This window comes from Salinisphaera japonica YTM-1 (assembly GCF_003788585.1).
Lineage (GTDB): Bacteria > Pseudomonadota > Gammaproteobacteria > Nevskiales > Salinisphaeraceae > Salinisphaera > Salinisphaera japonica.
The window spans coordinates 45421-69782 of sequence record NZ_AYKG01000012.1; the positions used below are offsets into that span (position 1 = coordinate 45421).

The following is a 24362-nucleotide window of genomic DNA, read 5'->3' on the forward strand; positions in this document are numbered from 1 at the left end:
ACTCTAAAACGGTAATAATGGCCATGGCGATCTACGCCTAATGACGTAGACGTCAATTAACAAAACAGCGTTTCGGTAACGCTAGAGTGTGGGCTGAATTCTCGACGGAACATAACGCGATGAAAGCGCTACTCTGCAAACAGTTCGGCCCGCCGGAAACGCTGGTGGTCGAGGATATCGAACCGGCGGCTCTCGCGGCCGATCAGGTGCGTATCGATGTCCACGCCGCCGCCGTGAATTTCCCGGATTCGTTGATCATCGAGAACAAGTACCAGACCAAGCCCGAACTGCCGTTCTCGCCGGGCGGCGAGCTGTCGGGCGTGATCGCCGAGGTCGGCAGCGATGTCTCGCATCTGGCAGTGGGCGATGAGGTGATCGCCTTTACCGCTTACGGCGCGTTCGCCGAGCAGGTGGTGGCCGGCGCGGATCGCGTGATTACGAAACCGCAAGGCGTGGATCACGTCACCGCCTCGGCGTTCGTGATGACGTATGGCACCAGTTATCACGCGCTGATGGATCGGGCCGCGCTTCAGGCAGGCGAAACCGTGCTGGTGCTGGGTGCGTCGGGCGGCGTGGGCCTGGCGGCCATCGAGATCGCCAAAGCCGCCGGCGCACACGTGATCGCAGCAGCTTCCACGGCCGACAAGCTGGCGGTCTGTGTCGAGCACGGCGCGGATGAGACGATCAACTACGTCGAAACCGATCTACGCGACGAGATCAAGCGTCTGACCGACGGCCGCGGGGTGGACGTGGTCTATGACCCGGTCGGCGGTGACTTGACCGAGGCCGGCCTGCGCAGTTGTGCCTGGCGCGGCCGGCATCTCGTCATCGGCTTTGCTGCCGGCGATATTCCCAAGCCACCGCTCAATCTCGCGCTACTTAAAGGCTGTGCCATCGTCGGCGTGTTCTGGGGCCGTTTCGTGGCCACCGAACCCGAGGCGAATGTCGCCGATCTGAAAGCCCTGTTCGGCCTGCTCGCCGCGGGCAAGCTACGCCCGCACGTTGCAGCAACCTACCCGCTGGCTCGCGGCGGCGAGGCTATCGCGGCCCTGGCGGGTCGCGAAGTCTCTGGCAAGCTCGTCATTACCCCGCGTTCTGAGTCGTAGCTTTTGAAGACAATCCACCGATGCACGCCGATTGACGCGGATGGCGGATTGCCGCATCGGCCAAGCGACGATCGGGTCGCCACCGTTTCGGGCGGCCTCGATCGTTTACGATCATCCGCAGATTTCACAGATTACGCAGATTGGTTGGGTGTTTTTTTAAGACAATCCGCAGATGAACGCCGATAAACGCAGATGGCGGTCGAGCCACAAAGACGCTACGAATTCCGCAGCGCCTCGCTCCCGGGCTGCCTACGCCGTGACCGGGAAAAGCTGATAAATCATTCAAACGAGCACCTACGTAGCGTCTGAAAAACGTGGCGCCCCGATCTTTCTAGGCCACGAAGGCACAACCGCCATCTGCGTTTATCGGCGTCCATCTGCGGATAAAAATCTTGCAGAACGAAGGCATGACAGTAGATGCGCCCTGATGGCATAGCGACGCAGTCACCCGCCGCAAATCTGTGCAATCTGCGAAATCTGCGGATAGTCTTCAAAGACCGTCGTTTTCATCGGCGGCTATCGGCAAACATCGGCGGTTAAGCCTTCAAGCAACGAAGCCTCGATTCAAAGCGGCCCCAGACGCTCGGCCAGGGCATCGAGTGCGGCGCGGCCGTCGATGTCGCGCGCGCTCTGTGCAACTTCGATCAAGTCGTAGTCGATAAAGCGCCGACGGATTTCTTCGAGATAATCGCTTTGCTGGGCCACGCGCTCGGCCATGAAGGCGCTCGTCGCATCCGCCGGCCATAGGCGATTGACGAAGACATCGCCGACGGGGATACCGGCTTCGCCAAGCTGGGCGATCACACGCACGGTTTCTTCGATCGGCAGACGCTCGGCGAGCATTACGGGATGGAATAGCGTTTCCTCGTGCAGACGCTTGCGGGCCGCGGCGAAGCGCTCGGCGCGGCGGCGCAGGCGCACCAGGACACGATCCTCGCGCTCAGGCTCGGCCACGCCGGCCATGCTGCGCCACATGCCTTGTAGCTTGTTGACCTTGGCGCGCTGGCTGGCCAGGCCCTCGACCCAGGCGCCGAGCATCGAGGGCAGCGTGAGCAGGCGCAGGGTATGCCCGCTGGGCGCGGTATCGAAGACGATACGATCATATTCGGCGGGGCAGCGTTCCATGAGCTGGGTGAACCGATCGAACAAGGCCGACTCGGCCGTGCCCGGCGCTTGCACGGCCAGCTTCAAGTGTCGGTCCAGCGCGGGCAGCACGGCTTTCGATACGGCCTCGCGGGCATCTTCACGGATGGATTCGACATAGGCCTCGGCGTCTTTTTCCGGGTCGATCTCCAGCGCCCAGAGCCGCTCGCCGGCCGGCTTGGCCTCGGGGCCAAGCGGGGTTTCCAACAGATCGGCCACGGAATGGGCGGGATCGGTGGAGACCAGCAGCGTGCGATGGCCGGCCACGGCCAGCCGGATCGCATGGGCAGCCGCCAGCGTGGTCTTGCCCACACCGCCCTTGCCGCCAAACAGCACGAATCGTGCGGGCCCGTCGTGGTCGTGTTGATGGGCATGGGCGCTCAACAACACACCCCCGCTTCGGGAAACGTGTCCATGCCCATCCGTTGATGCCAGCGATGAAACGCCTCGACCAGATCCGGATAGAGCTCCAGGGCGTAGTAGTCCGCCGGGCCGGGAATACCCAGTGCTTCCAGGAACAACAACGCCACCAGGATCTCTTCTTCGTTACGCGCCTGGCGGGCAATGCCGGCCCGCCACGGGGCCATGAACAGCTCATCATGATAGGCGTTGATGCGCTGCCAGAGGCTGGGCGCGTCGTCGTCATCCGTTGTCATGAACCGCTCAATCGTTGCTCGATGGCCGCCACCACATCAGCGGTTTGGGGCATACGGCCCGAGAACAACACCTCGCCGTCCAGAATCACGGCCAGGGCTGCTCCGGCACGCCGCAGGCCGGCAAAGCACTCGCGCGCCGAGCGTCCGGCCGCGCGGGCATCCTGCCACACGGCAGGATAGAGCCAGACCGTGTTACGCGGATCGACCACCTCAACGGTGAGATCGGGCAGGCGCGCGCGCACTTCGCGATAGACCGCGCCGATGTCCTGCATCAGAACGCGGCTGTGGCGATAATCCGCCGCGCCGCCCAGATCGGTATGGGCCTCGCCCAGCCGGCCACAGCAGCCCGAGCCCGAATGCTGGGCATCCTGTTCGCGCACGAGGATCAGCCGATGCGGGCCTCGGCTGCCCTGGGGCAAATGATCACGCCAGGAGCGCGCCGCCACGTCAGGCCGTGCGTCGCTGGCGGTTGAGTGCGGTCACCGCCTCGACGATCAGCCAGGCGGTGAGCACGAAGATCCCGGCGTCCATGATCAACAGCATCCAGCTGCCCTGGGCCAGGAAATCCAGCAGATTGAGAATCAACGCCCAGCTGGTCATGAATAACAAGAACGTCAGCGGGACGATCGCCGCCAGCGGGTTACGGTTGCGCGCCATGACCCAGACGCTGATCACCGAGAGCGCCAGGCCGGCCGTGAGCTGGTTGGTGGTCCCGAACAGCGTCCAGAGCTGGCCGAAGGCAAAGCCCTTGCCGCCCGAGCTGTCGCCGCCGGGCACCAGCGCCAGCGCCAACGGAATCAGCACGGCCAGCGTGGTCAGCAGAGAGGTCTTGCCGACCAGCGCCTTGAAGCCGGCCAGCTCGGCGATCTCTTCAAGGATATAGCGCTGCAGGCGCACGCCGGTATCCATCGTGGTGCCGGCGAAAGTCACGACCACCACCACGGCGAACGAGGCGCCCAGCGCGGCATCGATGCCGATATTGGACAGAAAATGGCCCACGCCGGTCACAAAATGATCCAGCGCCCCGCCCGAAGCCGCGCCAAAGCTGGCATAGGCGGTGTTCCAGTCGGCCGCACTGCCCAGCCCGGCCGTACAGGCCAGGATGGCCGCCAGCGCCAGCGCGCCCTCGCCCATCGCCCCGCCGTAGCCGATATAACGTGCATCGGTCTCGTTGGCGATCTGCTTTGAGGTCGTGCCCGAAGCCACCAGGCTATGAAAGCCCGAGATCGCCCCGCAGGCGATGGTGATGAACAGATACGGGAACCAGTGTTTGGTGCCCTCGGCCACGTCGTTGACCGCCGGCGCGGTGATCGTGTCCCAGCCCACGACCACGCCAGTGAAGATGACGGCGAGGGCGACCAGAAGCTGTTGGCCGTTGATGTAATCCCGCGGTTGTAGCAGCAGCCACACCGGCAGGCGGGAGGCCACCCAGGTATAGGCAAAGATCAGAATGACCCAGGTCGTGCGCACCGACAGCCCCAGCATGTCAGCCAGGCCGTCAACATGGATAGGAAACATCTGCCCGACGGGAATCGCCGCATAAAGCAGCACCAGCCCGATGATCGAGGGAATCAGCACCGCGCCGCGCATGCGATAGACCCACTGGCCGATACACATGGCAATCGGTATTACGATCACCGCCGGAATCACGCTGCCCGGATGCGCCTCGAACAGGATGGCCATCACCACGCCGAAGACCGCGTTCACCAGCGTCAGCAGGAAGAAGATGATGAGCAGAAACAGCGTGGAGGCCCGCGCCGAGATCACCTTGCCGGACAGGGTACCGATATTCTGGCCACGGTTACGCGCCGAGGTCACGATCGCGCCGAAATCATGCACGCCGGCGCCAAAGACCGTGCCCAGAATCACCCAAGCGATGGCCGGCAGCCAACCCCAGTAGACCGCGATCGCCGGGCCCACGATGGGTGCAGCACCGGCCACGGCCGTGAAGTGATGCCCGAGCAGAATGTGCTTGTTCGTGGGCACGAAATCCACACCGTCGGCCAGCTCGTTGGCCGGCGTCTTGAAGTTCGGATCCAGCGCATAGACCCGCTCGGCCAGGTATTTCGAATAGAAGCGATACCCCAGATAGAACGCACCAAGGGTGATCACGATCAGATAAAAAGCCGGCATCCGGGGCTCCAGAACAACTGCGCCAGGCAGAAAACGCTGTAAGCGCAACAGATTAACCCCTGCTGAGCGATCTAGACAGTGAACTATTGTCGAAACGAGGCCCAGATCATCGGCTCATGCCGGCGCCGATAGATCTTGACGTGTGTAAAATGATCGTTTTACATTGTCGCCATGGATATCGATACCCGCATCAACGACACCGCCGAGAACCTGTTCGACACGAACGGCTTCAACGCCACCGGCATGAGCCGGCTCATTCAAGCCACGGGGCTGTCGAGCCGGACCGTCTACAAGCACGTCGCCAGCAAGAACGCGCTGGTGGCTCGCGTGTTGGCGGAACGCCAAGCACGGTTTTTCACTGTCATGCGCTTTGACGATATCAACGCGCTGTTCGCCGGCCTGGCCGATTGGACAGTGCGTGAAGGCGCGCGCGGCTGTCTGTTCTTTCGCCTACAGGCCGAAACAGGCGGCCAGGTCGAGGCGATCGAGGCCGCGGTTGCGGCTTATCACGCCGAACTGCACGGCCGTATCACCGCACTCGTGACCGCCGCACTCGGTCGGGCCGATACCCACGCAACCGATCAGATCCTTGCGCTGTTCGAAGGCGCAACCACCGCGGCTACTTATCGCGGCACATCCGTGATCGAGGCCGCACGGGCCGGCGCGCATCGCCTGCTCGATTTGGAGACGAACCCATGAACCCAGCACTACGCATCGGCGCGACGGGCTTCGGCCTGATCGCGGTCTGTTACGGCTTTGCCCGTTTCGCTTTTGGCTTGTTCCTGCCGCAGATGCGTGAGGATCTGGCGCTTTCGGCCAGTCTTGCCGGATTGATCTCCGGTGGGGCGTTTTTCGCTTATTGCGTGGCGATCATCATCTCGGCGCGTGTTTCCGAGCGGATCGGCGCGCGGGCGGTTGCCGTGGCCGCTGGCCTGGTGGCGACGGCCGGCATGATCGGTATCGCGGTCGCGCCCTCGCCTGTCTGGCTGGCTGTATTTGTCGTACTGGCTGGTACCAGCACGGGCCTGGCCTCACCGCCCATGGCCGATGCCGTGGCCCAGGGCGTGGCGCCCGAGCGCCGGGACAGCACCAATACCTGGATCAACGCTGGCACCAGTGCAGGCGTGGCACTGTCCGGGCCCATCGCCCTGGTGCTCGGCGGCCAGTGGCGACTGGTGTTTGTCCTGTTCGCGGGCGTTGCCCTGGTTCTGGCTGTGGCCGCTTTTTTCGCCTTGCCCAGGACCAGCGCTGCGCAACGTGACAAGAACGCGTCTGCCGGCCTGCCAACGCTGTCGCCGAATTTGGCGCGATTGATCGGCGCGGCGTTTCTGATGGGCGCGGCCAGCACCACGATCTGGTCGTTCGGCGGCGAAATTGCGTCTACACAGCTCGGCTGGACCACGACCGGCATCGGCCTGCTCTGGATCGCGATCGGCGCGGCCGGCATCACCGGTGCGGCGGCCGGCGCGCTCGTGGCTCGTTTTGGCATCAATACCGTGCATCGCGTGTTTCTTGGCGTGTTGGCGGCGAGCCTGGCGCTTGTTGGCCTGGCCTTTACCACTCCGCTGCTCACGCTTGTCGGTGGCGCGCTGTTCGGCGCAGCTTATGTGATGCTGACCGGCGTGTATCTGGTCTGGGGCACGACCACGTTGGCCCAGCGCCCGGCCACGGGGTTGATGGTGGGTTTTCTGACCATCGCCATCGGCCAGACGCTGGGCGCGCCGGTCTTTGGTTTCGTGATGGGCCACGTGGGGCTAGCGCCCGCGGTCTGGGCATTTGTCGGCGTGGCCCTGGCGACCGGCGTGTTCGGCTACGACACGCCGCAGGCATCCGGCCGTGCGCGTCTGGACACAGCCGAATGCCGCCCCGGCTGATACGCAATCAGCCGTGGTGGGCACAGTGGGCGTTGTGCTCGGTCTGGCCCGACAGCCACCAGAGCGCGGCCCCCACGACCGCGAAGATCAGGTTCAGCCAGAAAGTGTAGTCAATGGCAAAGAAATGCATCTCGCCGATCTTGCTGGCCGCGGCATCGGGCACCCAGCCAAGAGCGGTGAACAACAGATCCACGATGAAGCCGGTGATGGCCATCGCCACGTAGAGGATCAGCCCCAGGGCCACGGTCAGGCGCGTGCCGTAATAACGCCGATAGACCAGCAGCATGGGCACGACGATCAGATCACCGTAGATGAAAGCGATCGCCCCGCCGAAGGTGATGCCGCCGTTGAACAGAGCCGCCGCCATGGGCACGTTGCCCACCGAGCACACAAAGCTGAGCACGGCCACCAACGGGCCGACCAGGGCGTTTTCGATACGTTGGAGCCAGCTCACGCCGTCGCCCCCAGCCAGGAACAGCGCCTGCCAGAAGGTGTCCGGCACCCAGACGACGATCGCCCCGGCCACGATCACGCCGATGGCGATGTCCTTCCAGATCATCGACCAGTCCATGACGAAGGCCGAAGCCGCCTGGGCCCAGCCGTCCTTGGAGGTCATCGATGGCACGTCGGCATCGTCGTCCGAGCCGTCTTCGCCGGCCTGTTCGCGCAGGCGCTTGAAGCCGGCGACCGGGCCCACGGTCTTCATCAGGAAGGTTACGATCGCGATCAGGATGATGCCGCCCACGAACTCGGCCACTACGAACGGCCAGCCCATCAGCGACCACAGCACGAAGCCCAGCTCGACGACCAGATTGGTCGCCGCGATCATGAACACCACGGCGGCGATGGGATGTGCGCCGCGCAGAAACACGCTGCGTGCCATGGCCGCCGCCGCGTACGAGCACGACGAGCTGATCGCGCCGAAAAACCCAGCGCGGCTGATCGAGCCCGCGCTGTCGTCGCCCATGACCTGCACCATGCGGCGTTTGGGGATGAAGGTCTGTACCGCGCCGGAAACGGCAAAACCCAGCACCAGCGCCCAGAAGATCTGCCAGGCCATGCCGGCGATGGTGTAGAGCGTGTCTCCGATCATGGAAACGATTTGCATGATGATCTCGTGTTCAATGCGTCTAGCCGCAGACCGCACAACGCGGGTTGGGCTCTAGATTCAGCGTGCGCCAGCGCTGGCGTTGTACATCCAGCGTCAGCAATCGAGCCGTCAGTGTATCTTGCATGCCAACCAGCAGCTTGATGGCCTCCAGCGCCTGTAGCGTGCCCACCAGGCCGGGCACAGCCCCGATCACCCCGGCCTCGGCACAGGTCGGTGCGCTGCCGGCCGGCGGCGCTTCGGCGAACAGACAGCGATAACAAGGCTGCCCGCCGGCCGGAAACACGGCCACCTGGCCAGAGAATCGTTCGACTGCGCCGTAGACGAGTGCCACGCGTTGGGCCACGCAGGCATCATTGATGGCATAGCGCGCGGTGAAGTTGTCCGAGCCGTCGATGACCAGATCCTGGCCGGCGACCAGCTCGCCTGCGTTGTCCGGTGATACACGGGCCTCGATCGGCACGATCTCGATGGCCGGGTTCAGACCGGTAAGTGTGGCCATCGCCGAGCGCACCTTGGGCTGGCCGATGGTGGCCTCCCGATGGATGATCTGGCGATGCAGGTTGGAACGATCGACCGTGTCGTGATCCACGATCGTGATCTTCCCCACCCCGGCCGCCGCCAGATAAAGCGCGGCCGGGCTGCCCAGCCCGCCGGCACCGATCAGTAGCACCCGCGCATCGCGCAGCTTCGTCTGGCCGGCTTCGCCGATTTCGGGCAGCGTGAGCTGGCGGGCATAGCGCGCCCGGTCGCCGGCATCCAGCATGGCCGGTGTGTCAAAGGCGAGGCCAGCGTCTTTCCAGGCATCGAACCCGCCGGCCACCGAACGCACATCCCGATAACCCAGCTGGCCCAACTGATCGGCCGCCAGCAGCGAGCGCGAGCCCGAGGCACAGAGCAAAAGCACGGTATCGTCAGCCGCGGCCCCGGCCTGTTCCAGGCGCATTTCCAGAAAGCCGCGGCCCATCGGACGTGCGCCCACCGGCGTGCCCTGGGCTATCTCATCGGCCTCGCGGATATCTACCAGCCAGGCGCCGGCGCTGGCCAAGCGCTGGGCCTCGGCCGGTGTTACCGGCGGGATAGCCTCGCGTAGTGCATTCAAGCGGTCAGTGATCGATACGGTCATGTATCACTCTCGTGGGAGTCAGTATCCGCCGCGGCGTCGGCGCGGCGTTCGTTGGCCAGTGCGCGGTCTTCGCCCAGCTCGCCGCGCTCGGCCCAGTCGGCGGGCATGGGCTTGCCGGTCTTGGCGCCCATCGCCCGCAGCGTCTGGGCCTGATAGAGCAGGTTGCCCCGCCCTTCTGCGAGCTTGTTGCGGGCATCTGTAAAAGCCTTGTTCACGGTATCCAGGTTACGCGAGACCTTGTCCAGATCACCGATGAAGCCCACGAACTTGTCATAGAGCGTACCCGCGCGGGCGGCGATGGCCTCGGCGTTCTTCTCTTGCTTGTCCAGCCGCCAGAGGTTTTCTACCGCGCGCAACATGGGCATCAGCGTGGTCGGCGAGACCAGCGCGATATTGTGATCCAAGGCTTCACGCTGCAAGTCGAAATCCCCGCGCAGAGCCTCGACGTAGGCGGCCTCGGAAGGCACGAACATGAAGACATAATCCAGCGTGCGGATGGCCTCGATGCCTTGGTAGTTCTTGGCCGAGAGCTGCTTCAAGTGTCGGCGCACCGAGGCGATATGATCGGCCAGCGCGGCACGCCGGGCGGGCTCGTCCGCGGCTTCCTGAACCCGCAGATACGCCGTCAGCGATACCTTGGAATCGATCACCAGCGAGCGCTGTTCGGGCAGATGGACCACCGCATCCGGCAGCTGGCGCCGGCCTTCCTCGGTGGTGGCCGCGAACTGGGTCTGGTACTGGGCCGGCTGCTCCAGGCCCGAGCGTTCCAGCACGGTCTCCAGAATCATCTCGCCCCAGTTGCCCTGGGTCTTGGACTCGCCGCGCAGGGCATTGGCCAGATTGGTGGCATCCTCGGCGATGGCCTTGTTGGATTCTTCCAGGGTCTTGATCTGCTGGGCCAGGGCCGAGCGCTGGCGCGATTCGTTGTCGTAGGCCTCACGCACCTGTTTTTCAAAGCGCCCGATGTGCTCACGCAGCGGGTCGATCAACGGGGCGAGGCTCGCCTTGTTGGCGGCATCAAACGCCTTGGCTTTCTCGTCCAGAATCTCTTGCGACAGGCTCTTGAACTGGTGCGTCATCTGCTCGCGGGCATCATGCACCGCGGCGAGTTTCTCCTCGCTATGGCGCTGCTCGGCGGCCAGACGCTCGGTCAATGTCGCGTTCTCGCTACGGGCCGCGGCCAATGTTTCGTGCGCCTGGGCCAGGGCGGCTCGCTGTGCGTCACGGTCGTCTTCGAGCACACGCATGCGCGCCGTCGTGCCGGCGTCGCGCGCCCGCAGCACCATGGTGGCCAGCAGCGCGCCCGCCAGCCCGCCAGCGATCAGGCCCGAGATCAGAAAAAGCACGGCTTGTGACATGACGCCAGGCTCCAAGGCGATGGGTTCCAGTGGCGGCGTATTTTAGGCGACAACCCACGTACAATGCGCGCGATAACGCTTCCCATCGGCCCCGATATGCTGCTCAAACTGCGCGATCTGCGACTTTCCTACGGCGTCGAGGTATTACTCGACGACGCCGAGCTGGCAATCGATGCCGGCGAACGGGTGGCACTCGTCGGGCGTAACGGCACCGGCAAATCCACGCTGATGAAGATCGTCTCCGGCGAGGTGGAGCCAGACAAGGTCAAGCGCGAATCCAAGCCCGGCCTGCGTATCGCGCGCCTGGAACAGGAGGTACCGGCCGCGACCCACGGCACGGTCTATCAGGTCACCGCGGCCGGCCTGGGCGAGGCCGGCGAGGCGGTCGCGCGGTTTCACGAGATGACCGCGCGTCTGTCGGCCGGCGAAGACGTCATGGACGAGTTCTCGGCCGCCCAGGCTGCAGTCGAGGCACACGATGGCTGGACGCTGGCCCAGCGCGTCGAGGCCACGCTGTCGCGCCTGAGCCTGAACCCGGATACCGATTTCAACGCCCTGTCCGGCGGCTGGAAGCGGCGCGTGCTGCTGGCCCGCGCGCTGGTCTGTGACCCGGATCTGTTGCTACTCGATGAGCCCACCAACCATCTGGATATCGCGGCCATCGCGTATCTGGAAGAAATGCTCATCAACTGGAACGGCGCCCTGCTGTTCATCACCCATGACCGCGCGTTTCTGCGCAATCTGGCCACGCGCATCCTCGATCTGGATCGCGGCAAGCTCACCTCCTGGCCGGGCGACTACGACAAATACCTGTCCGGCAAGGAAAAAGCCCTGGCCGACGAAGAAAAGAACCAGGCCCTGTTCGACAAGCGCCTGGCCCAGGAAGAAACCTGGATCCGCCAGGGCATCAAGGCCCGGCGCACCCGTAACGAGGGCCGCGTACGCGCGCTCAAGGCCATGCGCGCCGAGCGGGCCGAGCGCCGCGAGCGCGTCGGCACAGCCAATATCGTCACTCAGGACGCCGCACGCTCCGGCAAGAACGTGGCCGTGGCCGAGCACCTGGCTTATGCCTGGGGCGACAAGCCGATCGTCACCGATCTGACCACCACCATCCAGCGCGGTGACAAGGTCGGCATCATCGGGCCCAACGGGGCCGGCAAGACCACGCTCATCCGTCTGCTGCTGGGCCAGCTCGAGGCCGATTCCGGCACGGTCCAGCTTGGCACCAATCTGGATATCGCCCACTTCGACCAGCACCGGGCCGCACTCGACGACAACATCAGCGTGCTGGACAACGTAGCCGGCGGGCGCTCGTCGATCACCATCAACGGCCAGGATCGCCATATCATGAGCTACCTGGGCGATTTCCTGTTCTCGCCCAAGCGCGCTCGTAGCCCCACGCACGTGCTCTCGGGCGGCGAGCGTAACCGCCTGCTGCTGGCTAAACTGTTCACCCGCCCGGCTAACTTGCTCGTCATGGACGAGCCCACGAACGATCTCGACGTGGAAACGCTAGAGCTGCTCGAAGAACGCCTGATCAACTTCGAAGGCACCCTGCTGCTTGTCTCGCATGACCGTGCTTTTCTCGATAACGTCGTCACCAGCTCACTGGTCATGGAAGGCGATGGCCGCGTGGGCGACTACGTCGGCGGCTACTCCGATTACCTACGCCAGCGCCCCGCCGCGTCGCCCCCCGGCACGTCGGGCAAGCCCGCGGCAAAGAAGAACACACCGGCCGCCAAACCCGCGCCCGCCAAGCCGGCGGCCACGCTCACCACCGCCGAGCGCAAGGAACTACGCGATCTGCCCCGCACGATCGATAAGTTGGAAAAAGAGATCGCCGAACACGAAGCCACGATCGGCGCGCCTGGGTTCTACGATCAAGACCCGGCGACGGTGAAAAAAACGACCGCGGCGCATACACAGGCCGAACAGGCGCTTGAAGCTGCGTTCGAGCGCTGGGAAGTGTTGGAAGCAAAGCAGGGCTGACGTTCTACGTTGCCCTGTTCACCAATGCGTGGCCAGAGTCTTCAGCCCAAGAAAAAGCCGGCTCGCAAGCCGGCTTTTTCTATTCGGCCTGTCTAATGACAACAGGCCTTGGCAGCCGCTAACTAGCTGTCATCGTTATCGTCGTCGCTATCACTATCGTTGTCGCTTTCGGCCTCAGCCATGGGCATGTTAGCTTCGACTTCCAGGCCGATCGCGATCTGGGTGCCGACGAGCTCGCTGTAGGCATCCATGCCGTAGTCGGTGCGATCGATCTCGGTCTCGGCGGAAAAGCCACAGGTATAGTTGGTTTTTTCCATCGGGTTGACACGACAGTTGATATCTTCGACGTCCAGCGTGACTTCGTGGGTCTGGCCGTGGAGCGTCAGATCGCCGACAACCTTGGCCTCGTCGTCGTCATCGAAGGAGATCGAGGTCGATTTGAACGACATCTCGGGGTATTTCTTGACCTCGAAGAAGCCGTCGTTTTCACGCAGGTGCTTGTCGCGCAGGTCGTGGCCGGTATTCACGCTGGCCGGGTCGAGCATGACGTTGACCTGGCTCTGATCGCGGTCCTCGGCAATTTGGATGGTGCTGTCGTCTTCGATATGAATCCGGCCCTGCAGTGTCGACAGGCCCATGTGCTCGACCGAAAAATAGGCATAGCTGTGCCCGGGGTCGATATCATAGGTGCCGGTTTTCAGATCAGCGGTCGCCGCCAGCGCGGGGGCAGCGAACAGACCGGTGAGTGCCGCGGTGGCGATCAGTTGCGTGGTTCTCATTCAAGACTCCGATGGTCTTTGTAGCGAGTTGATGCATCCGACCGTAGCATGTCTGACGGGCGGCGTTATTGGCTCGCCCGTTTCGTATTTTTGCCGGATGCCCCTCGCATGGTCTTCAACCCGATTCTCACTCTGCTTGCGGCGGTGGCCGTGCTTGTCGTTGGCCAACAGGCCGTCAGACGCATCGGGTTTCTGCGAACCTTCAATATACCGGTGCCGGTGGTCGGCGGGCTGATCGCCACAATCATCGTCACGTTGCTCCGCGCACTGGGCATTGAGCTGTCGTTTTACGGCGGGCTACAAGAGCCGTTCATGCTGTTGTTCTTCGGCACGATCGGCCTGGCCGCGGATATCAAGCTGATCCGTGCCGGCGGGCGGGCACTGGTGGTGTTCTTTGCCCTGGTGGTGGTTCTGCTCATCCTGCAGGACATCGTGGGCGTGGGCATAGCCAGCGCCTTCGGCCTGGACCCGTTACTGGGGCTGCTCGGCGGCTCGATCACCATGTCCGGCGGGCACGGCACAGGTGCAGCCTGGGCCGGTGTCTTCGGTGAGCGCTACGGGATCGATAACGCCTTCGAGTTGGCCATGGCCTGTGCCACATTCGGGCTGGTGTTCGGCTCGTTGATCGGCGGGCCGGCCGCGCATTTTCTGATTCGCCGCATGAAGGCCCGTGGCGAGCCCATCGAAACAAGCGCGCCGGAAACCGATGCCGAGGCAGTAGCCGCCGGTAACAGCGGCACCACCCAGAACGTGACCCATGCCAATATTCTGCCGGCACTGGCGATCCTGCTGGTCGGCATCGCCCTGGGCCACTGGCTGACGGGGGTGTCCGAGGGCACGGTGTTTTATTTGCCGACCTTTGTCTGGGTGCTGTTCACGACGATCGTGATCGGCAACGTGTCACGCATGACCGGGCTGTATACGCCGCACGGGCCGAGTGTGGCCGAGATCGGCAATCTGTCGTTGTCGATCTTTCTGGCACTGGCGCTGATGTCGCTCAAGCTCTGGGAGCTGGCCGGCCTGGCGGGGCCGATTCTGGTGATTCTCGTGGCCCAGCTTGTTCTGGTCTTCGTCTATACCACCCAGATCACGTATCGCCTGATGGGTTCCAATTACGACGCGGCGGTGCTGGTGGCCGGCAACTGTGGCTTCGGCATGGGGGCCACGCCCACGGCGATCGCCAACATGCAGGCGGTGACCGACCAGCATGGGCCCTCGCGCCTGGCGTTCATCATCGTGCCGGTGGTGGGCGGGTTTCTGATCGATATCGCCAATGCCTTCATCATCAAGGGCTTCATTGCTTTCTTCTGACGCCCCGTAGTAAGCGGCTGGTTCAACGAGACGCTATTCGATGCCCGAAGGTCCAGAAATACGTCGCATGGTCGACGATATCGCCAAGGCCGTTGCCAACCGCGATGCACAACGCGTGTTCTTTGCCTTCGAGCGCTTCAAGGGCTTTGAAGCCGCGCTGGCCGGGCGGCGCGTGACCGGCGTATCGGCCCGCGGCAAGGCGGTACTGATCTATTTCGCCGCCCGCGGCGACGACGGGCCCTGGTGTGTCTATAGCCACAACCAGCTCTACGGCAAATGGCGAATCACGAAAGCCGGTACCGAGCCCAAGACCAGACGCCAGCTGCGGTTTGCAATCTTCACGAAAGATAAGACTGCACGGCTCTATAGCGCCTCGGATATTCGCCTGGTGCGCCCGGATGATCTGGCCCGCATTGGTTATATCGACAAGCTCGGGCCCGATCCGCTCAACGAAGATCTGACACGGGCCGATATCAGGGCACGTATCGCCGAAACGACGTTCGCCAAGCGCGGCCTGGGCGGGCTGCTGCTCAATCAGGGCTTTATCGCCGGTATCGGCAATTATCTGCGCTCGGAGATCCTGTTCGTGGCCGGCATCGCCGCGAAAACACGCCCGGCCGATCTGAGCGACACCCAGCAGGACAGACTGGCCGATGCCGTGGTGACGCTGATTTGGCGGGCCTATGAGCTGAAAGGCGTAACCAATACGCCCGAGCGCGTCGCAGCCCTTAAAAAACAAGGCATGCGCCACGGCGCGCGTCGGCATATGGTCTTCGCCCGCGCCGGCAAGGCCTGCTATGAATGCGCTACGCCCATCGAGAAGATCGATGTCGCCAGCCGGCGGCTGTATTACTGCCCGACCTGCCAGCCGGCGTGAGTCAGCCGGGCAGCATGGTAAAGATCAGCCAGGCACCAACGCCAGCCGGTATGAAGCCCAGGATCACCCATAGCCCGTCGCGTCCGGCCAGGCCCAGGCTGATGAAGGCGATCGCACCGGCCGGGGCGGCGGCTGCAAAAGGCAGGATCTCCAGCGGCGGCATACAGGCTGCCAGCGCCACGAAGAACAACCCGATCAGCCGAATGGCCACCGGGCCCACGAGCGTTTCCAGCCGCGGCTTGACCAGCCGGTCCAGGCGCTGGGTCCAGGGCTTGATCTTGTCGGCCACCCTGGAATAGCGCTGGCGTTGAATCGACATGCGCTTGAGTTTGTCCGGCAGCCAGGGATAGCGTTTGCCAAAGACCATCTGGATCGAGATCAACGCAATCGATATGCCGCATACCGTGGGGATGCCCGGCACGGCCCCTGTCGGCAATGCCGCCAGGATCGAAAGAATCAACGTGATCGGGGCATAGCCACGCTCGCCGATCGTCTCCAGCACCTCGGCGATCGAGAGTTCGTTGCCCTGGCCTGCATTTTCCAGGTCTTCGAGCAGGTCGGTCAGGGTAATACGCTCGGACACGCAGGCTGCCTTTTGATGGGGCGCAATCAGGCTCGCAGCATACCTGAAGCATCCCGGGCGCTTGTGGTCCGAAGGGGCAGAAATTAATGTAGTGCACAATCTTTTAACGAGAAGACGTTATGCAATACAAACGACTCGGCACCACCGGCATGAAGGTTTCACCGCTATGCCTGGGCACCATGACCTACGGCACGCCCGAATGGCGCGAGTGGGTGCTGGATGAAAACGCCAGCCGGCCCTTCATCAAGAAAGCGCTGGATGCCGGCATCAATTTCTTCGACACGGCCGACATGTACTCGCTGGGCGAATCCGAGCGGGTGGTGGGCAAGGCGCTGCTGGATTACGCCGACCGCGAGGACTTTGTGCTGGCCAGCAAGGTCTATAACCCGATGGGCGACGGCCCCAATAATCGCGGGCTTTCACGCAAACACATCATGCACGCCATCGATGCCTCGCTCACCCGCCTGGGCACCGATCACGTCGATCTATATCAGATCCATCGCTTTGATTACGACACGCCGGTCGAAGAGTTCATGGAAGCGCTGCACGACGTGGTCAAAGCCGGCAAGGCCCGTTATATCGGTGCTTCATCCATGTATGCCTGGCAGTTCGCCAAGTGCCAGGAAGTCGCCGAGCGCAACGGCTGGACGAAGTTCGTGACCATGCAGCCGATGGTCAATCTCGTGTATCGCGAGGAAGAACGCGAAATGCTGCCGCTCTGTGCCGATCAGGGCGTGGGCGTGATCCCCTGGAGCCCGTTGGCCCGCGGCGTGCTGGCCGGCAAGAAACAAGGCGCCGACGGCGAGTCCAAGCGCAGCCAGACTGACAACAACACCGAGAAATGGCAGCTCGGTGCGGCCGAGTCGGACGAAAAGGTCATCGCCGCCGTACGCGAAGTCGCCGAGGCGCGTGGCGTGTCCATGGCCCAGGTGGCTCTGGCCTGGGTGGCTGGACATCCGCACGTCACGGCCCCGATCGTAGGCGCCTCGAAAACCCGCCACCTGGACGATGCCATCGCCGCGCTCGATATCGAGCTGAGCGCCGACGAGCGCGAGAAACTCGAAGCGCCCTATGTGCCGCATCGCATCGCCGGGCACGAGTAGGGTTCTTTTTATCCGCCGATGGACGCAGATAGACGCGGATATAGGCTCGGCGCTGGCTGCCGGTCACACGGCTGGATGAGCGGTTCGCGGTTCGCGGTTCGCGTTGCCTGGACGATGGATTAGAGAAAGACCTGAAATGAAAATGGCGCCACGAAGCTGGCGCCATTTTTTTGCTCATTGATCCGTCTTCAAATCACGCCCGGAACCAGAACGCCCATGGGAGGCGCATTAAGCCGCAAACCACCTGCGGGCGCCCAATCCATCTGCGTAATCTGCGGCCATCTGCGGATAAAAAATCAGTTCAAGGCAGAAGACACCCGAGCCGCCAGATCCTGAGTCACAAAGCCGTCCGCAGCCAGACCGTGATCGCGTTGGAAGGCGCGGACAGCGTTGTTGGTGTTGGGCCCCAGGATGCCGTCGGGCGTGCCGGCGCCGTAGCCCAGGCGATTGAGATCGCGTTGCAGGGCACGGGTGTCGGCATTGGACAGCGTGGCCTGGTCGCGCGGCCAGCCGGCCTGTACGCCGGGCTCGCCGGCGATGCGATCGGACAGAAGGGCTACGCCCAGGGCATAACTCACGGCGTTGTTATAGCGCAGGATCCTGCGGAAGTTGTGCCCGGTCATGAACGCCGGGCCCGAGGCGCCGGCCGGGGCGATGATGCCGGCATCACGCAGCGATGGCAGGCCGCGCTCGTCAATTGCGCTAACGCCCATCGCCTGCCACTGGGCGCTGGTTTTCTCGGTCTTGCCGTTGGCCACGGCGTAATCAAATCCGGCCGGCAGACGCACCTCGCGGCCCCAGGTTTCGCCCGTGCGCCAACCGTTCCTGGCCAGATAATTCGCGGTTGAAGCCATCGTGTCCGGGATGCTGTCCCAGATATCGCGCCGGCCATCGCCGTCGGCGTCCACCGCGTAAGCCACGAAACTGGTGGGAATGAACTGGGTATTGCCCATGGCTCCGGCCCAGGAGCCCTTCATGCGCTCACGCGGGATATCACCGTTGGCCAGGATCTTGAGCGCGGCATAGAGCTGCTCCTTGGCAAACGACTCGCGACGCCCGTCGTAGCCCAGCGTGGCCAGGGCATCGAGCGTTTCATAGTTGCCGTAGTTGGCCCCGTAATTGGACTCCATGCCCCAGATGGCCGTGATGATCGTGCCCGGCACGCCGTAGCGGTCGCGGGTGGTTGCTGCTATGTCCTGGTGGGCGGCATATTTCTCGCGCCCATGGGTGACGCGGGTCTGCGAGACCGCCGTATCCAGATAATCCCAGATCGCCCGATTGAACTCCGGCTGGCGGTTGTCCAGCTCGATCACGCGCGGGATGAGTTCAGCATTATCAAAAGCGTTGGCCAGCGTGCCGGCAGCCACCCCGCGGGCGGCGGCCTCGCGCCGGAAATCGGCCAGCCAGCGATTGAAACCGGGCACGTCACGCGTGCTGTTCGGCGTGGACTCGCGTGGTGCGGGCTGGGCGGGCTCGGCCTGGTTTTCACCCGAGGCCGACGAGGCAGCCGGCACGTCCGTGGGACTGGCCGTGCCGGTATTGGCGGCGGGCGACTGCCCGGCCGCGGCACCGTCGGTAGCACAGGCGGCCAGCCACAGGCTGGCAGGAACAACGAGTAACGACAGACGGTACGACATGAGGCGCCGGCGAAAAGAGGATTGCCGTCCAGCCTACGACATCACGCGTTTACGGGTCGCCCTGTTCTGGCGTGCCGGTGCGCTTGTCGTCGGTCGATGCCTCATCGCCTGCGGTGTCGTCGGCCGCGCGCCGCTGGCTGTCATACCCGCCGGACCCCGCAGCTGCGGCAGCCGGTACCGAGCCGGCGGTGCTACGCGCGCCACTACAGCCGGCGAGAGCGATCATCAAACCCAGGGCACATAACAAAACAAGGACACGCATGACGCCGGCCTCATCGAATCGACCAAAGTGTCAGGCGACTGTACCTGCCGCGTGACCGGAGGCCCAGGCCCATTGAAAATTGTGCCCGCCGAGATGCCCGGTGACATCCACGACCTCGCCGATGAAATACAGCCCCGGCACGTCACGCGCGGCCATGGTGGCTGAATCCAGGGCCTTGGTATCCACCCCGCCGAGCATGACTTCGGCGGTCTTGTAACCCTCGGTGCCTTCCGGGGTGACCGGCCACTGCGCGAGGGCGCCGGCCCACTGCGCGCGTGCCCGGTCGTCGAGCTGCTTCATGCGGCAATCGCTGATCGGGTGATCAGTGCTGATTTCGGCGCAGAGGCGCTGTGCCAGGCGCTTGGGCAAACGCTCGGCAAGCACGGACGACAGGCGCGCGTTCGGCCGCTCGCCGGCACGCGCGGCCAGCCAGGCCTCGATATCGTCATCGGGCAGCCAGTCGACGGTCACGGTCTGGCCGGCCTGCCAATACGACGAGACCTGCAGCATGGCCGGCCCGGACAGGCCGCGATGGGTGAACAACAGGCCGGCATCGAAGACGGCCTCGTTACAACGTGCCTCGACCGTGGCGGCCAGCCCGGACAGGTCCTTGTAAGCCGCCTGGGCTGCGCCGCCCAGCGTGAACGGCACAAGGGCTGCCCGCGTGTCGCGAATCGGCAGATCAAAGGCCCGTGCGACCGACAGGCCAAAATCGGATGCGCCCATCTTCGGGATCGGCAGCCCCCCGGTCGCCACGACCACCGAGGCCGCCCGATACTCGCCCTGGGCGGTGTGCACGACGAAACCGTGTTCGGGGTCCCGCGCGACGCGCTCGATAACGATCTCGTTATCAATGGCCGCCCCGACGGCCGCACACTCGTCTAACAGCATCGCCACGATGGCCTTGGCGCTGTGGTCGCAGAACAGCTGGCCTCGCTCTTTTTCGTGATAGGCGATGCCATGGGCCTCGACCAGCGCGATGAAATCGGCCGGCGTATAGCGCGACAGGGCCGACTTGCAATAGTGCGGATTGGCCGAGAGGAAATTGTCCGGCGAACAATACAGATTGGTGAAGTTACAGCGCCCGCCCCCGGACATGAGGATCTTCTTGCCACAGCGCCGGGTCTTTTCAAGCACCCGCACGCGGCGCCCGCGGGCACCTGCGATGGCCGCACACATCAGGCCGGCCGCCCCGCCACCCAGCACGATGACATCGTCGACCTGAGCCGCCGGGTCGTGTGGTTTATAAACGCGTTCGCTCATCTCTGTATTGTCTCATGCAGCACGGTGCGTTCTTCGGGCTTGGCGCGGTGCGTGCTAAAAGATATATTTTTAAAAAAACGCACGTTCACCGGTTGCCCGGCGCGATGCGTTACCGATTCCCGCGACGGCGGAATCGTCACAATCACGAGGAGAGGGCCTTGCACGAATCAATCGCTCGAAGACGCTCAGCCGCGTCGTGCCGGCGCATGCCGCATGACCCGGTAGCGCCCTGCCCGGCCGTTGGCCGTGCCCCGACCCGCACTCGGGCCGCGTGTCCGTGCACCACGCATGCCGGGGGGCGACATGACTGATCAAACCCAATCGGCCATGCCCTCGGCCTCGGATCCGCACGCCGGCGACAAACCCGTGTCGTTTCCGGCCTGGCGCGACTGGCTGATCACCGCGCCCGTCGCCGCGCTCCTTCTGCTGGCGATCGCGTTCGGCACCAGTGCCTTCATCCACGGCCAGCTGCTCAGCCTGGGCGGCAGCATCTGGCACGACTACAACATGCTGCGCTTCGACATGAGCCAGCCCTCGTGTGACCCGAACATGGACCTCGATGCCGAAGTCCAGCGGCGCATGAGTAATCAGAAAGCCGATGCCGACAGCCTGTTCGATACCGGCCCGGCGGATCCCGAGGCCATTCGGCAATCACTGGCCAGCCAGCGCGATCAGTGTCGGGAAAACTTCGAGATCTATCAGTACAACCACGAGCAGACAGGCACGGTTACGCTGCGCGGGTTTCGAAGCGTCGAACTTGCGGCCGGCAAACTCAATGCCATCGGCCAGGCCTGGCAGCCTTATATCCTGGTGCTGCTGATCATGTTCGGCGGGATGATCGCGCTGATCAAGAACGAACAGATTTCGCTGCGCCCGCCCAAAAGCGCGACCGATTATCGGGTCTCGGCCGGCACCCAGCTCATCGTGCATGTGGCCATGGCCGCCAGTGCCATTGCCTGGATTCGTATCGACGTGGGCGGCGACACCACGCTTAACTATATCTGGCTCATCGGCTTTCTCGTGCTGGCCGCGGCCAGTCTGTACCGGCTGATCCGCGTACCCGACAACACCGAACCCAACTCGCCGGCCAAGGCCGGGCTGGCCATGCCGCTGTACTGCGGCCTGGCCTTCATATCGCTGGGCTATTTCTTCTTCTCCGAGAATTATCTGGCCGGGCCGGTCGTTCAGCTGACGAAGATGATCCGCTTTGCCGATCTGTATACCGGCATCGGGCTGTTCGTATGGGTGGGCATGATGCTCAAGCACACCCGTATCGCCGAACTTCTCTTCGGGCTGTTCCGGTCGTGGGAGATGCGGCCCGAGTTCGTGGTCATCATCGTGGTGCTGGCCTCGGCCTGGCCAACGGCCTATACCGGCGCCTCGGGCATCTTCGTGCTGGCCATCGGCGCGGTGATCTATCAGGAACTGCGTATTGCCGGTACTTATCGCCAGCTGGCGATCGCCTCGACCGCCATGTCGGGCAGCATGGGCGTGGTGCTCAATCCGTGTCTGATGGTGGTGATCATCGCGGCACTCAACCGACAGGTCACCACCGATCAGCTGTTTGGCTGGGGGCTGTATGTCTTTGCGCTGTCCGCGGCCCTGTTCTGTGTGTTCATCTATCTCACGCGCAAGACCCGCCCGCATCTGGCCACGCCGGATGATGCCCTGCCCAACACGTTGCGGGCGGCCGTACCGATCATTCCGTATGTGCTGCTGGCCATCGCGGTTATCTTGATCTACACGCGTCTGATCGGTCAGAGCTTCAACGAGTTTTCCGCGCCGGTGATTCTGCCGCTGCTGCTGCTGGTGCTGTTGGTCTATGATCGATGGCGGGCCAATCGCCTCTACGAGGCCGAGATCAAAGCCGCTGATCGCGGCCAGGCCGAGGCGCCGGACTACAAGCCGGCCGGCTTTGGCAACGCGCTTCGTGCCTCGACCGCCGAAACCGCTACGCTCATCGGTGCACTGCTGATGTTGATGGTCGGCTCAATCATCTTCGGCGGTGTGATGGAGCGCTCCGGCGTGATGGATCTGTTCCCCAGTGAGCTGGGCAGTATCTGGGTGACCGTGGCCGCACTCACGGTCATGCTCGTGATCATCGGCATGATCATGGATCCCTACGGGGCGATTATCCTGGTCAGTGCCACGATCGCGCCGGTGGCCTATCACAACAACGTCAACCCGGTGCACTTCTGGATGATGGTGCTGGTGGCATTCGAGCTGGGCTATCTCTCACCCCCGGTCGCGCTCAACCAGCTGCTGACGAGACAGGTGGTCGGCGAGGCCGAGTTCGAAAAAGCGCGCGAAGAGGTCAAGAACGACCCCAGCTTCTGGCGCCGTCACGAGGCTCTGCTGCTGCCGATCACCGTGATGGGCACATCGCTGTTGCTGGTGGCTTTTGCACCGCTGGTGTTCATGCACGTGTTCTGACGCATGCACCATGCCGCCCGGCCGGGTACACCCGCTTGCCGGGCGTAGCCGGCGCCAAGCATGTAAGCTGTTGGCCACAAGGCCGGGCCACACGCATGGCTTGGGCGGGGCGATCAAGGGAGTACACGAATCGATGGCGTGGCTAGAAACGCTCGAACAGGCCATATACGCGGTCATCAATCCGGTGACCAATTTCGTCTGGGGCTATATTCTCACTTATCTGCTCCTCGGCGCGGGCCTGGTCTTCACCGTGGCCACGCGTTTGCTGCAGTTTCGACTGTTCGGCCACATGGCCCGACTGGTTGTCGCCAAGGTCGGCGAGACCGGCAAGGGCGTGAGCTCTTTCCAGGCGCTGGCGACCTCGCTGGCTGCTCGTATCGGCACGGGCAACCTGGCCGGCGTGGCGCTGGCGCTGTTCGTGGGCGGGCCGGGTGCCATCTTCTGGATGTGGATGACAGCGCTCGTGGGCATCACCACGACCTTCATCGAGTGCACGCTGGGTCAAGTCTATAAAGTCCAGCACGGCGACGGGATCTATCGCGGTGGGCCGGCCTATTACATCGAGCGGGCACTGGGTGCACGCTGGATGAGCATCATATTCGCGGTGTTTCTGATCATCGCCTACGGCTTTGCCTTCTGCGGCGCCCAGGCCAACACCATCGCCCAGGGGCTAAACGGCGGTTACGGTATTCCCAACTGGGCCACGGCCATCGGGCTGGTCGTTCTGGCCGGCTTGGTGGTCTATGGCGGGCTGAAATCGATCGCTCGCACGGCCGAGCTGATCGTGCCGGTCATGGCGGTCGGCTATCTGCTGGTGGCCCTGTGGATCATGCTGGCCAACGCCTCGGAGGTGCCAGCCATGCTGGCCCTGATCGTGAAATCCGCCTTCGGTTACGGCCCGGTGGCCGGCGGCGCGGCCGGCTATGCCGTGTCGGCTGCCCTGCGCAACGGCGTGCAGCGCGGGCTGTTCTCCAACGAGGCCGGCATGGGCTCGACGCCCAACGCCGCCGCCACGGCCGAGGTCAAGCACCCGGCCACTCAGGGCCTGGTTCAGGCTTTTGGCGTGGTCATCGATACGTTGGTCATTTGTACGTGTACGGCCGTGGTCATCCTGTTGTCCGGCGTGTACGACCAGATGCTTGACGCCCACGCCCAGGGCGCCTCGCTCCAGGGCATCAAGCTGACCCAGGATGCGATGTTCGATCATCTGGGGCTGTTCGGTCAGTATTTCATTGGCGTGGCGATCCTGTTCTTTGCCTATAGCTCGATTCTGGCGAACTTTGCTTATACCGAGATCAACGTCGAGTATCTGTTTAAAAAGAACGGCCGCCGGGCGATAGCGATCCTCCGGCCTTTCATTCTGGCGATGGTGGCGATCGGCTCGGTGGCCAGCCTGGATTTCGTCTGGCATTTCGCCGATCTGGCGATGGGCCTGATGGCCACGACCAACCTGGTGGCTATTCTGTTGTTGTTCCCGATCGCGCTGCGGGTGCTGCGCGACTATGAACGTCAACGCGCTGGGGGCACGCTGCGCCCGGTGTTCAACAAACGCGTGTTGAAACACCCCGAGCAGGTCGAGCCCGGCATCTGGGACTGACCGGTCGGCGTAATGATATTGCGT

21 protein-coding genes are annotated in these 24362 nt (G+C 63.6%); 9 read left to right on the top strand and 12 right to left on the bottom strand.

Features of this window, described 5'->3' with window-relative positions; all coding sequences use genetic code 11:
• Positions 1 to 119 precede the first annotated feature (119 nt).
• Positions 120 to 1106, top strand: a complete 987-nt coding sequence (locus tag SAJA_RS04905) for an NADPH:quinone oxidoreductase family protein (protein WP_123657552.1) — start codon at positions 120 to 122, stop codon at positions 1104 to 1106.
• 564 nt (positions 1107 to 1670) lie between these two features.
• Here the strand turns inward: SAJA_RS04905 and SAJA_RS04910 are convergent.
• The 4 genes from SAJA_RS04910 to SAJA_RS04925 are packed head-to-tail and all read right to left on the bottom strand — an operon-like array spanning position 1671 to position 5038.
• Positions 1671 to 2633, bottom strand: coding sequence for an ArsA family ATPase (locus SAJA_RS04910; RefSeq protein ID WP_123657553.1), 963 nt, complete (start codon positions 2631 to 2633; stop codon positions 1671 to 1673).
• Positions 2630 to 2905 carry a cory-CC-star protein gene (locus SAJA_RS04915; protein WP_123657554.1) on the bottom strand — a complete coding sequence of 92 codons (276 nt, stop codon included), beginning with the start codon at positions 2903 to 2905 and terminating at the stop codon, positions 2630 to 2632. The genes SAJA_RS04910 and SAJA_RS04915 overlap by 4 nt, the downstream gene beginning before the upstream one ends.
• On the bottom strand, positions 2902 to 3351 hold the full coding sequence (locus tag SAJA_RS04920; RefSeq protein ID WP_221180129.1) for a hypothetical protein: 450 nt from the start codon (positions 3349 to 3351) through the stop codon (positions 2902 to 2904). Before SAJA_RS04920 ends, SAJA_RS04915 begins: the two co-directional genes overlap by 4 nt.
• A 1-nt stretch (position 3352) precedes the next feature.
• Positions 3353 to 5038 carry a carbon starvation CstA family protein gene (locus SAJA_RS04925; protein ID WP_123657555.1) on the bottom strand — a complete coding sequence of 562 codons (1686 nt, stop codon included), beginning with the start codon at positions 5036 to 5038 and terminating at the stop codon, positions 3353 to 3355.
• Positions 5039 to 5209: 171 nt separating this feature from the next.
• Here SAJA_RS04925 and SAJA_RS04930 point away from each other — a divergent pair, with 171 nt between their 5' ends.
• Both SAJA_RS04930 and SAJA_RS04935 read left to right on the top strand, forming a co-directional pair.
• Positions 5210 to 5737 (top strand): TetR/AcrR family transcriptional regulator, encoded by a 528-nt coding sequence (locus tag SAJA_RS04930; RefSeq protein WP_123657556.1) that lies wholly within the window; start codon positions 5210 to 5212, stop codon positions 5735 to 5737.
• Positions 5734 to 6912: an MFS transporter gene (locus SAJA_RS04935; RefSeq protein WP_123657557.1), complete on the top strand. Its 1179-nt coding sequence runs from the start codon at positions 5734 to 5736 to the stop codon at positions 6910 to 6912. The genes SAJA_RS04930 and SAJA_RS04935 overlap by 4 nt, the downstream gene beginning before the upstream one ends.
• A gap of 7 nt (positions 6913 to 6919) precedes the next feature.
• Here the strand turns inward: SAJA_RS04935 and SAJA_RS04940 are convergent, their stop codons facing one another.
• Genes SAJA_RS04940 through SAJA_RS04950 form a run of 3 tightly spaced genes read right to left on the bottom strand, consistent with a single transcriptional unit; the run spans position 6920 to position 10504 of the window.
• On the bottom strand, positions 6920 to 8020 hold the full coding sequence (locus SAJA_RS04940; RefSeq protein WP_123657558.1) for a permease: 1101 nt from the start codon (positions 8018 to 8020) through the stop codon (positions 6920 to 6922).
• Positions 8021 to 8042: 22 nt separating this feature from the next.
• Positions 8043 to 9146 carry a molybdopterin-synthase adenylyltransferase MoeB gene (gene moeB, locus SAJA_RS04945; protein WP_123657559.1) on the bottom strand — a complete coding sequence of 368 codons (1104 nt, stop codon included), beginning with the start codon at positions 9144 to 9146 and terminating at the stop codon, positions 8043 to 8045.
• Positions 9143 to 10504, bottom strand: a complete 1362-nt coding sequence (locus SAJA_RS04950; protein WP_123657560.1) for a DNA recombination protein RmuC — start codon at positions 10502 to 10504, stop codon at positions 9143 to 9145. Before SAJA_RS04950 ends, moeB begins: the two co-directional genes overlap by 4 nt.
• Positions 10505 to 10600: 96 nt before the next feature.
• On the opposite strand from SAJA_RS04950, the gene SAJA_RS04955 reads away from it, so the two are divergent.
• Positions 10601 to 12493: an ATP-binding cassette domain-containing protein gene (locus SAJA_RS04955; RefSeq protein WP_123657561.1), complete on the top strand. Its 1893-nt coding sequence runs from the start codon at positions 10601 to 10603 to the stop codon at positions 12491 to 12493.
• A gap of 122 nt (positions 12494 to 12615) precedes the next feature.
• Here SAJA_RS04955 and SAJA_RS04960 read toward each other — a convergent pair whose 3' ends face one another.
• Complete coding sequence (locus SAJA_RS04960) at positions 12616 to 13272, bottom strand: YceI family protein (protein WP_123657562.1); 657 nt, start codon at positions 13270 to 13272, stop codon at positions 12616 to 12618.
• A gap of 108 nt (positions 13273 to 13380) precedes the next feature.
• Here SAJA_RS04960 and gltS point away from each other — a divergent pair, with 108 nt between their 5' ends.
• Together gltS and nei are read left to right on the top strand one after the other, a co-directional pair.
• Positions 13381 to 14583, top strand: a complete 1203-nt coding sequence (gene gltS / locus SAJA_RS04965; protein WP_123657674.1) for a sodium/glutamate symporter — start codon at positions 13381 to 13383, stop codon at positions 14581 to 14583.
• 40 nt (positions 14584 to 14623) lie between these two features.
• Positions 14624 to 15460: an endonuclease VIII gene (nei, locus tag SAJA_RS04970; RefSeq protein WP_123657563.1), complete on the top strand. Its 837-nt coding sequence runs from the start codon at positions 14624 to 14626 to the stop codon at positions 15458 to 15460.
• A 1-nt stretch (position 15461) separates the two neighbouring features.
• Here nei and SAJA_RS04975 read toward each other — a convergent pair whose 3' ends face one another.
• A complete protein-coding gene (locus tag SAJA_RS04975; RefSeq protein ID WP_184999752.1) occupies positions 15462 to 16043 on the bottom strand; it encodes an exopolysaccharide biosynthesis protein in 582 nt (193 codons plus the stop codon).
• Positions 16044 to 16162: 119 nt separating this feature from the next.
• Here SAJA_RS04975 and SAJA_RS04980 point away from each other — a divergent pair, with 119 nt between their 5' ends.
• Positions 16163 to 17146 carry an aldo/keto reductase gene (locus SAJA_RS04980; RefSeq protein WP_123657565.1) on the top strand — a complete coding sequence of 328 codons (984 nt, stop codon included), beginning with the start codon at positions 16163 to 16165 and terminating at the stop codon, positions 17144 to 17146.
• A 296-nt stretch (positions 17147 to 17442) separates the two neighbouring features.
• On the opposite strand, the gene SAJA_RS04985 is transcribed toward SAJA_RS04980, so the two are convergent.
• Genes SAJA_RS04985 through SAJA_RS04995 form a run of 3 tightly spaced genes read right to left on the bottom strand, consistent with a single transcriptional unit; the run spans position 17443 to position 20308 of the window.
• Positions 17443 to 18783, bottom strand: a complete 1341-nt coding sequence (locus tag SAJA_RS04985; protein ID WP_123657566.1) for a lytic murein transglycosylase — start codon at positions 18781 to 18783, stop codon at positions 17443 to 17445.
• A gap of 49 nt (positions 18784 to 18832) precedes the next feature.
• Complete coding sequence (locus tag SAJA_RS04990; RefSeq protein WP_123657567.1) at positions 18833 to 19045, bottom strand: hypothetical protein; 213 nt, start codon at positions 19043 to 19045, stop codon at positions 18833 to 18835.
• Positions 19046 to 19075: 30 nt separating this feature from the next.
• Positions 19076 to 20308 (bottom strand): BaiN/RdsA family NAD(P)/FAD-dependent oxidoreductase, encoded by a 1233-nt coding sequence (locus tag SAJA_RS04995; RefSeq protein ID WP_123657568.1) that lies wholly within the window; start codon positions 20306 to 20308, stop codon positions 19076 to 19078.
• A 303-nt stretch (positions 20309 to 20611) separates the two neighbouring features.
• Between SAJA_RS04995 and SAJA_RS05000 the strand changes: the two genes are divergently transcribed.
• Both SAJA_RS05000 and SAJA_RS05005 read left to right on the top strand, forming a co-directional pair.
• A complete protein-coding gene (locus SAJA_RS05000; protein ID WP_184999753.1) occupies positions 20612 to 22741 on the top strand; it encodes a TRAP transporter large permease subunit in 2130 nt (709 codons plus the stop codon).
• 133 nt (positions 22742 to 22874) lie between these two features.
• The gene (locus SAJA_RS05005) at positions 22875 to 24338 is read left to right on the top strand and encodes an alanine/glycine:cation symporter family protein (protein ID WP_123657570.1); all 1464 of its coding nucleotides are present in this window, start codon (positions 22875 to 22877) and stop codon (positions 24336 to 24338) included.
• Positions 24339 to 24362 lie beyond the last annotated feature (24 nt).